We start from the raw sequence: 8576 nt of genomic DNA, 5'->3' as shown, positions 1-8576 counted from the left end.
TTAAGGCTTTTTGGAAACAATTTATCGCAAGTTATTTTGTAACGATTCCTTCAGGCTTTTTGAAAAAATTTAGCGCAAGTTATTATGTAACGATTCCTAAATAGGACTCCTATCTTGAAAATTATTATTGTCACACTGATCTTAATCGCTCTGTTTTTTATCTTTAAAAAATTTGTGGTTGACAAAAATGCACCACAAAACATTGAACTTGGCGTTGAGTTTTTAGCCGTTAATGGCGTAAAAGAGGGGATAAAAACCACCGAGTCAGGTTTGCAATATGAGGTGTTAACGCAAGGTGAAGGCGCAGAACACCCAACGGCTAAAAGTAAAGTGACAGTGCATTATCACGGAATGTTAATTGATGGCAGCGTATTTGATAGCTCTGTTGACCGTGGTAAGTCGATCTCCTTTAAATTAAATCAAGTCATCAAAGGGTGGACCGAAGGTGTACAACTAATGGTGGTGGGAGATAAATACCGTTTTTATATCCCAAGCTCGCTCGCTTACGGAAACCGTGGGGCAGGAAGTATTCCTGCTGGCTCACTGCTTATTTTTGAGGTGGAACTGTTAAGTATTGAATAGTATTACCACTACCTTAATTAATAGACCCTTCACTGGTTGAACTATTACATTGACAGGCGAATAATCTGCATTTTTTGCTATTATTCGCTTGTATTAAGTTTACCGACTGTCAACTTTCAATGCCAATTTAGCGACTCCCCTTTATTCAAAGTCAGCCTGCTTAATAGTAAACGACTTTTATTACTTTTCAAAAAAGACAACCTAACGCATGAACCTGTTATAAAAAGTCTGATAATTATCCATTATTGAGCTTGTTTTTGCTGTATTATTGAGCTAGTGAAATAATTTAAGTCAAAATAGAATCATGTGTAGATAATTCATCAGGATCAGATGACTTATAAAAATAGCAGACTTAAATTGTTTTTCTCGTTTATGCATTAATGGAATAATGGATTTATTGATATTATGGAAGATACCAAAGGTTTTACGCTTATTGAGTTGCTGATCGTCATTGCGATTATCGGCATTCTGGTGAGCATTGCACTCCCCTCTTACCAAGCGCATGTGCGCAAAGCAAATCGTATTGAAGTGCAACTGGAAATGACAGAATTGTCATTAGTTGCAGAGCGTTATTATGCACGTCAAGGTGGCTATCCAGCGACTACCTCCGCAGACATAGTGGGCTCTTACTCTGTGCAATATGTAAAGCCACTGCTGCTCGAAAAGTTTACAATCACCGCCACTGCTCAAGGTGCGCAAACATTAGATGAATGTGGAAACATGACCCTAGATCAAGCGGGAACATTCACTGTTAGTGGTTCATTTACCGCAGAGAAGTGCTGGTAACATGATGAAACTCTCTTATTTTAAAAAACAATCAGGTTTCACCCTCATAGAACTGTTAGTTGTATTGGCTATTATCGGAATATTAAGCTCAGTCGGTGTACCTAGCTATAACAAATTTATAGAGCACGGACGTTTTTCACAAGCAACCAATGATCTCTATAACGCTTATCGCTTTGCGCGTGCCGAAGCGATTAAAACCTCCTCTCCAATGACATTACAACCTAAAACGGGTGGCTGGGCTAATGGCTGGGAAGTGGTGAGTAGCGGTGGTGGTACATTATTAAGTGTCAGAGCCCCTCATAATACGGTTTATATCAGTGGCAATATAATTACTGTTTTTGGACGAGGCTCGGTGAGCCTTGCTAGTGCGACAACATCATTAACCATCTCCTCTGCACAACGAACCTTGTCTATTTGCATATTACAAAGTGGGCAAAGTAAAAAGGGGGGTTGTTAATGAAAATGAAGCAACAAGGCTTTACCCTTTTTGAAGTGCTTATCTCCATGTTTATTGCAGGTGTCGCTGTTTTAGGATTGGCCATGCTAGAACTTAAAATTTTACGTTCATCACAATCTAGTTTTAATTATACCATTGCAACCATTGAGGCGAACACTCTGGTTGATAGAGTGTGGCGCAATTTGTGTGTTATTCATGGAACTTCAAATGCAGACCCGACTATATACGGCCCTATTTATAGTGACTGGAAAGCGGGACTCATTACTGGATTATCTGGAGAAACGAGCACAGGCTCTACGACTGATGTGATTTTAGATGATCGTGTCAGAGTTCATTGGACAGACAAAAATTTTCCAACAAATAGTGCGAATGATCAAGTTGTTTTAAATGTTCAGTACCCTGATTTTGAGGGGAGCTGCTTATAATGAATAAAATCAAACAAACAGGTTTCTCTATTGTAGAACTCCTCATTGCGATGGTGATAAGTCTGGTACTTATTTTTGCCTGTGCATCTGTTTATAGCTCACTGCAAAGTAGTATCAACGTTTCCCAAGGGTTGTCTAACGCACAAGAATCACTGCGTGGTGCACATTATTTAATGTCGCGCTCTGTACGGCAGGGGTCTGGACTGGCAATCGTTGTTTCAGGTACAACGCCAACGGTTGTTATTACCTACGGTGAAGAGGCAAGTAACAATACTTTCTATGGTTGTTTAGGGACAAAGCAGGAGTCTAGCGCAACAGATACTTTTTGGGTTAATGAAGATTCTGATAATAATAAACAACTTTATTGCACAACTAAATATACGAACATAGCCACAGGCGGTGTAGTAACAAACACTGAAATTGTTGCTCTTGATGTGCAATCACTGAGCGCTACACTTGCACCGACACCACAAAAAGGTATTGATATTACTCTGAAAATTAAGGGGATGCCGGGTAAAACAGCGGGCACTATGGGTGCTGACGGCTTTACTTTTAGTCTTGCAATGCGCCAACGAATATTAATTGATTCGGGTGAAGAGGGGAAAAGTGCTAATGGCATATAAGGAGATAACAATGAAAAAATCACAAAATGGATTTGTTTTAATTTCAGTTTTATTAATTACCACTATCTCAACAATTTATGCCTTTTCAGAGATAAAAGGTAACCTGCTACAAGAGCGTATTGGGGGTAATCAACAGAAAGAGATGAATGCGAGATTGATGGCTGAAAGGGGGGTGTTTGAAGTATTTGAATATATTCAACTTAAGCAAGGTAATACATCTAGGGCTGTTATAACAGCGGCGTTGCCATCTGCGGTTTCACATGCACAATTTACTATCTCAAATGAATTTTATAATAGCAGTGCCATTCCTACATATATTACCTTTATAAGTACGGGAGAAGATAAGGGGGCAACTGCATACCTTAAAGCAAAAATATCTATCAAACCGGGTACCAAAAAACCAAAATTTGAAAAAGGTGTTGTAGGTTGTGAGGGCATTACTTTATCTGGCTCTGGGGTTATCGATAGCTTTAATTCGGAATTTGGCGATTATAATAGCTTTAAGAAAGATTCTGATGGAACATTCATTCTCGATGGGAATGGGCATAAAATTATAAATAAAGGTAACAAAGGTAATACAGGGACAGTTGTCGCTGGAGCCAATATTAAGCTTTCTGGTGATTCACCAATAAATGGTAATGTCGAGGCAACAGGAAGCTTTGAATCAGAGGGGTCATCATTTGTTAATGGTAATGTTAGTGCCAATGAAAATATAACCATAAATGCTGTAAATTCAGGAAATAGTGATCCATCGGTTACTAAAGGTTTAAATTCAGGCGGAGATGTTACTGTAAATCAAAATGCAATTATCAAAGGAGATATTAATGCTAAAGAGGCATTTAATGGTGCAATCACAAACGGAGGCAACACCCTAATCGACGGTAATATTGTAGCGAAATTCAATAATGGCACTAACACTGGTGGTATATATGCGGGCCCTGATATTAAAGAGCTGGAGTGTGATGATATTGGTATCAGTGCACAAGTAAGTGGTTACGAGGGATTAAAAGGTAGTGGTGTGCAAACTGATAAAAATATATTTAGCAACGCTAGAACAGATGCAGATTGGTACTATACAAATGATTTAACTAAAAATACTCATGGCGTAGAGTTTTCTTTTTCCTCTGGTCAAGCTGAATATTTTAATGATGCTCATCGGACTGATAGTAGTGCTCCTTTGAAGCTTTATACTCTCGCCTCCGTCAATGTTGATTTTTTAGGAGAATCCTTACCAGAGGTTCATGTCTTTGATAACTTTACATTAATCGATCAAGATATTGTTATTGATGGCCATGTAAAAATATTGGTGACAGGAGATTTTGATGCGCAAAATGGCTCGAAAATAAAAGTAAATAAAGGGAGTAGCTTAACAATTGTTGTATTAGGCCAAATAACAACAGATGATGGTTTCCGAATAATAGAAGTTGGCGACTCCACTGCAACGGCTTTAGTCGATCGTTCGCCTGTTGAGTTTTATTCAGCACACACCAGTACTGTTGATAAACCTATTGCTATAGATATAAAAGGGAGAGATTTGAGTGCGACTATCCACGCAGTGCTTGGCCATGTAAATATTGGTGCAACAGCTTCCTTAAAAGGTGCCGTTAGAGGAAAAACTGTTACTATTAGTGGCGGTGACGCAGGGGATAATGGGCTTGAGACGGGGATGCACTATGATGAAAAGCTACTTAAAAGTACACAAGGGCCTGGGGCTAATCCTGCCATTATAAAATATGCATCTATTTATTATCATTACAACTAAATCTATTACTATAGCTCGCTATCGCCAATAGTGGGCTATAGATTTATACATAACTATAGTTAAATTTCACCCTCCTGTAGCGTAAAAATCAACACAAAATACTCCTTTTCTCCGCCATCAACATCTCACGAATGGTTTTTAGTGCTTTGCCACGATTAACTATCTTCCACGCTAAATAGAGTTGTACGGGGTGATGTTCTGGCGTGAGCGTTAGCTCGATGAGTTCACCACTGTCTAGGTGGTTTTGAATACGAGAACGGGGTAAAAATCCACAACCTATCCCCTGTAGCTGTGCGCGTAATTTATACTCCACACTGGGTACGTAAAAATAGTTGTCTTTACTGATCACTGAATGGGTTTGTGTCACCCACTGTTTGGCAGTGTCATGTGCTACCACGGCGCGGTATTGTCCGATAATATCATGGTGAATCGGTTGTGTTTTTTTAGCGAGTGGATGGTCAGGGCTAACAACAAAAACAGCATCAAAGAAACACAGAGGTAATGTTTGTATGCCTTTCTGTTTGGGGATCTCGCCCGATGCACCGATAATCATATCTATCCTGTCATCGACTAACGCTTCCCATGCGCCATTCATTATCTCTTCGCTAATATCCATCTCAATACTGGGGTGTTTGTCTAAAAAAAGTTTGAATATTTCAAACACCTTATCGCATTGTAAAATGGAGCTAATAGCAATGTTGAGTTTTGGCTCCCAGCCATTGGCGATAGTCTGGGTCTTATCAGTCAGGCGTTGCACTGCTTTTAGAATTAATCGCCCCTCAATCAACAGGTTTTTTCCCGCAGGGGTCAGCACTGCGCGTCTGCCCTGTTTTTGAAAGACAGTAACTTGTAATTGCTCTTCCAATTTTTGCACAATGTAAGAGAGCGCCGAGGGCACTTTGTTAAGTTGCTCTGCAGCGGCTGCATAACTGCCACGTTTATCAATCGCATCTAATACGCTGATTGCTTCAAGAGTGATTGGGTGATTTTGCATAATGGGCTCTTTAATTGTTCAAATAAATTGAATAGATAACCTAAATTTAATGTCTTATTAAAATTTAAGCAACTTATATACTCTCTTTATACGTTGTTTACAGGGGAAGGTGATGGGATTAATTATAGAAGGTCAGTGGGTTGATAAATGGTACGACACTAAAAGCAGTGATGGCCAGTTTGTGCGTCAAGACAGTGCGTATCGAGGCGTGATTAACAGCAGTGATAAAAGTAACCCTTATCAAGCAGAATCGGGGCGTTATCATCTTTATGTATCGCTGGCGTGTCCGTGGGCGCATCGTACGCTTATTTTTAGAAAGCTAAAAGGGCTCGAAGAGATTATCTCGGTCTCTGTTGTTGTGCCAGAGATGTTAGATAAAGGCTGGTCTTTTTCGGAAAGTGGCGATGAGCTTTATCAGTTAAAGCAGATGTTTGAACTGTACCTAAAGGGGGATAAAAACTATCAAGGGCGGGTAACGGTGCCAGTGCTTTGGGATAAAAAAACACAGACCATTGTTAATAATGAATCTGCTGACATTATCCGCATCTTAAACAGTGCCTTTAATGCGTTAACGGGAAATAAAAGTAATTATTACCCTGTGTCATTACAAGCTGAAATTGATCAAGTGAACCAGTTGGTTTATGACGATATCAATAATGGTGTTTATAAAGTGGGGTTTGCCACCACACAAAGTGTTTATGAACAGGCGTATGAAACATTGTTCAGCCGATTAGATTGGTTAGAGAGTCGGTTAAGTAAGCAACGTTATTTAGTGGGTGATAAGATCACGGAAGCAGATTGGCGTTTATTCACTACGTTAATACGCTTTGACGCGGTTTATCATGGTCATTTTAAATGTAATCGTCAGAAACTGTCTGAGTTTAAGCATATTAGTGGTTATCTGCGTGAGTTATATCAAGTTGATGGCATTGCCGAAACGGTGAATATGGCTCATATCAAAACCCATTATTATGCAAGCCATCCGAGTATCAACCCAACAGGTATTGTTCCTGTGGGGCCATTTTTAGATTTTACTGTGGCGCCCGATCGGGGAATTTTATGATAAAGCGTATCCCTTATCAACAGTTAGGGCGTGCTGAGCATGGTTGGTTAAGCAGTCGTTTTCATTTTAGTTTTGCCCATTATTATAATCCTGACCGTATGGGTTTTGGAACATTACGCGTGATTAATGATGATCTGATAAAAGCGGGTTATGGGTTTGATGCACATCCTCATAAAAATATGGAGATTATTACTTATGTTCGTAGTGGTGAGATTTCACATCAAGACAGTCAGGGTAATAAAGGAGTGACCAAAGCGGGTGAGGTGCAAGTGATGAGTGCTGGATCTGGGATTGTGCATTCAGAGTATAATTTGGCTGATGAACCATTAACCCTGTATCAAATATGGATTGAAACTGACCATGTTAATGTCACTCCTCGTTGGCAAACACAGGTTTTTCCGACACAGGCGATGCAGGGGAAGCTATCTCTGTTGGTTTCGGGCTATCAAGAAGATAAAGAGGTATTGTCGATTTATCAGCAAGCGCGTATTTTTGCAGGTGTATTAAAAAAGGGCACAACGATTGAACATAAACTTGATTTTCAAGCTTATCTGTTGGCTTCAAAAGGGCAATTTATGATCCGAGATAGTGTCAGTGAAGTGGTACTAAAGAAAGGGGATGGTGCAGAAGTAACAGCGGTAAACACAATCACCATTGAGGCATTAAGTGATTGTGAACTGTTACTTATTGATACCCTGTAAAACAGTTATTTTCTTACCTGTTTTTTAAGTTCAAAATCAAATTCATCAGGAAAGAAAATAAGCCCTTCGCTGTTTTGGTCTGGGAAAATAACCAAGGCTAATTCGTCATCTTCAAGGCCGTGCGTCCAACGGTTGTGCCACTTTTCTAATGAGATAGATTCTGCGGTGCAGTGTGACCACTCATCGGTTGCCCATGCCAGTGCAAACTCTTCATTTGGCCAAACGGGCACGCAGTCTTCATCTTCACTATTAAGCATCACACAGCCATGTTCATCGACTAATAGCCAAATTTGTCTATTTTTTACCACCTCTTTTAATAAATAGTTATAACGTTTTTGTGCGTCTAATTTTTGAATATCTTTAACTTGTTGCTCTGTGAGTGCTGTGCTCATTAAATTGTCCTGCTTAAAATAAATAATGGTTAGACTATCGAAAATTACACATTATGGCAATAACTGTGGTTGCGTTGTTTCAGTTGCTAATAGGTGATCGATCACTGGCACCATAATAATAGGTGGATAGCTTTTGTTGATTGCGGTAACCATTTTGATACGCGCTTGCTGATGTTTATCTTGGCAGTTTTGGGCGTTTTTATAATGATCTTCACTGAGCCATTGACTATAAGAGATCCATTGATTGTCATGGGTTTTATGCAAGCGAGAGCCTAATGCACCATATTTTTCGATATTACGGTGGATAATTTCAGACCAGCCCTCTTGAAAAGCTTGCTCATATTCAGGTTTTATATCCCAACGGAATAGTACAGTGATCATAAGTCCTCCTTATTTTATAAGTCTATTATATCTATAAGGATAGTGCAGTTTTGTTGGCTTGCTATTTTGAAAAAAAGTGAATGAGAAAGCGGCATGATTAATCGAGAGACAGGGTGTCAGCCCTGATTTTTAGACACAAGTTTTTAATATGAACAAAGCTTCTCTTGGACGTAGGACTTCAGTCCTGCTTTAGTTTTGTATAAATAACCAAGCGCAAGTTCGTTGGAATGCCTAAAAACGTATATTAACGTTAGCTTGATCTCGTGATAGTAATACCGATTACATTAAGTATGTGATCTAAATTTTACGCAGGGAAAACAGCTTAATTCAAGGCGTAAGTTGACGTAAATGGTTGTTCCCTTTGCGAAACTTACAACGTAGAAGTGAGTTGTTTTAACCAGTAAAATAGA

The 8576-nt window shown here is 39.3% G+C and carries 11 protein-coding genes; 8 read left to right on the top strand and 3 right to left on the bottom strand.

The features are described 5' to 3' along the window. Window positions 1-150: 150 nt before the first annotated feature. The 6 genes from bamJ (at window position 151) to G322_RS0115180 (ending at window position 4635) form a co-directional block, all read left to right on the top strand. Window positions 151-582 (top strand): BamJ family beta-barrel-assembly machinery protein, encoded by a 432-nt coding sequence (gene bamJ, locus G322_RS0115205; RefSeq protein WP_425413903.1) that lies wholly within the window; start codon window positions 151-153, stop codon window positions 580-582. A 405-nt stretch (window positions 583-987) separates the two neighbouring features. Further along, window positions 988-1368 (top strand): type IV pilin protein, encoded by a 381-nt coding sequence (locus tag G322_RS24590; RefSeq protein WP_022942597.1) that lies wholly within the window; start codon window positions 988-990, stop codon window positions 1366-1368. 1 nt (window position 1369) lies between these two features. Beyond that, the gene (locus G322_RS0115195; RefSeq protein WP_245542331.1) at window positions 1370-1825 is read left to right on the top strand and encodes a GspH/FimT family pseudopilin; all 456 of its coding nucleotides are present in this window, start codon (window positions 1370-1372) and stop codon (window positions 1823-1825) included. Next, complete coding sequence (locus G322_RS0115190) at window positions 1825-2250, top strand: type IV pilus modification PilV family protein (protein ID WP_022942595.1); 426 nt, start codon at window positions 1825-1827, stop codon at window positions 2248-2250. The genes G322_RS0115195 and G322_RS0115190 overlap by 1 nt, the downstream gene beginning before the upstream one ends. Next, window positions 2250-2873, top strand: a complete 624-nt coding sequence (locus G322_RS0115185) for a PilW family protein (protein WP_022942594.1) — start codon at window positions 2250-2252, stop codon at window positions 2871-2873. Before G322_RS0115190 ends, G322_RS0115185 begins: the two co-directional genes overlap by 1 nt. Before the next feature lie 10 nt (window positions 2874-2883). Then, window positions 2884-4635, top strand: coding sequence for a DUF7305 domain-containing protein (locus G322_RS0115180; protein WP_022942593.1), 1752 nt, complete (start codon window positions 2884-2886; stop codon window positions 4633-4635). 88 nt (window positions 4636-4723) lie between these two features. On the opposite strand, the gene G322_RS0115175 is transcribed toward G322_RS0115180, so the two are convergent. Next, complete coding sequence (locus G322_RS0115175) at window positions 4724-5629, bottom strand: LysR substrate-binding domain-containing protein (protein ID WP_022942592.1); 906 nt, start codon at window positions 5627-5629, stop codon at window positions 4724-4726. A gap of 112 nt (window positions 5630-5741) precedes the next feature. Here G322_RS0115175 and G322_RS0115170 point away from each other — a divergent pair, with 112 nt between their 5' ends. Together G322_RS0115170 and G322_RS0115165 are read left to right on the top strand one after the other, a co-directional pair. Then, window positions 5742-6692: a glutathione S-transferase family protein gene (locus tag G322_RS0115170; protein ID WP_022942591.1), complete on the top strand. Its 951-nt coding sequence runs from the start codon at window positions 5742-5744 to the stop codon at window positions 6690-6692. Next, entirely contained in the window at window positions 6689-7393 is a 705-nt protein-coding gene (locus tag G322_RS0115165; protein ID WP_022942590.1) for a pirin family protein, read from the top strand. The genes G322_RS0115170 and G322_RS0115165 overlap by 4 nt, the downstream gene beginning before the upstream one ends. 5 nt (window positions 7394-7398) lie before the next feature. Here G322_RS0115165 and G322_RS0115160 read toward each other — a convergent pair whose 3' ends face one another. Together G322_RS0115160 and G322_RS0115155 are read right to left on the bottom strand one after the other, a co-directional pair. Further along, entirely contained in the window at window positions 7399-7785 is a 387-nt protein-coding gene (locus G322_RS0115160; protein ID WP_022942589.1) for a DUF2750 domain-containing protein, read from the bottom strand. Between the two features lie 51 nt (window positions 7786-7836). Next, a complete protein-coding gene (locus G322_RS0115155; RefSeq protein ID WP_022942588.1) occupies window positions 7837-8166 on the bottom strand; it encodes an antibiotic biosynthesis monooxygenase family protein in 330 nt (109 codons plus the stop codon). Between the last annotated feature and the right edge of the window lie 410 nt (window positions 8167-8576).

Origin of the sequence: Psychromonas hadalis ATCC BAA-638 (assembly GCF_000420245.1) — a bacterium.
GTDB classification, from domain to species: domain Bacteria; phylum Pseudomonadota; class Gammaproteobacteria; order Enterobacterales; family Psychromonadaceae; genus Psychromonas; species Psychromonas hadalis.
This window is presented reverse-complemented; position numbering and strand designations above follow the sequence as displayed.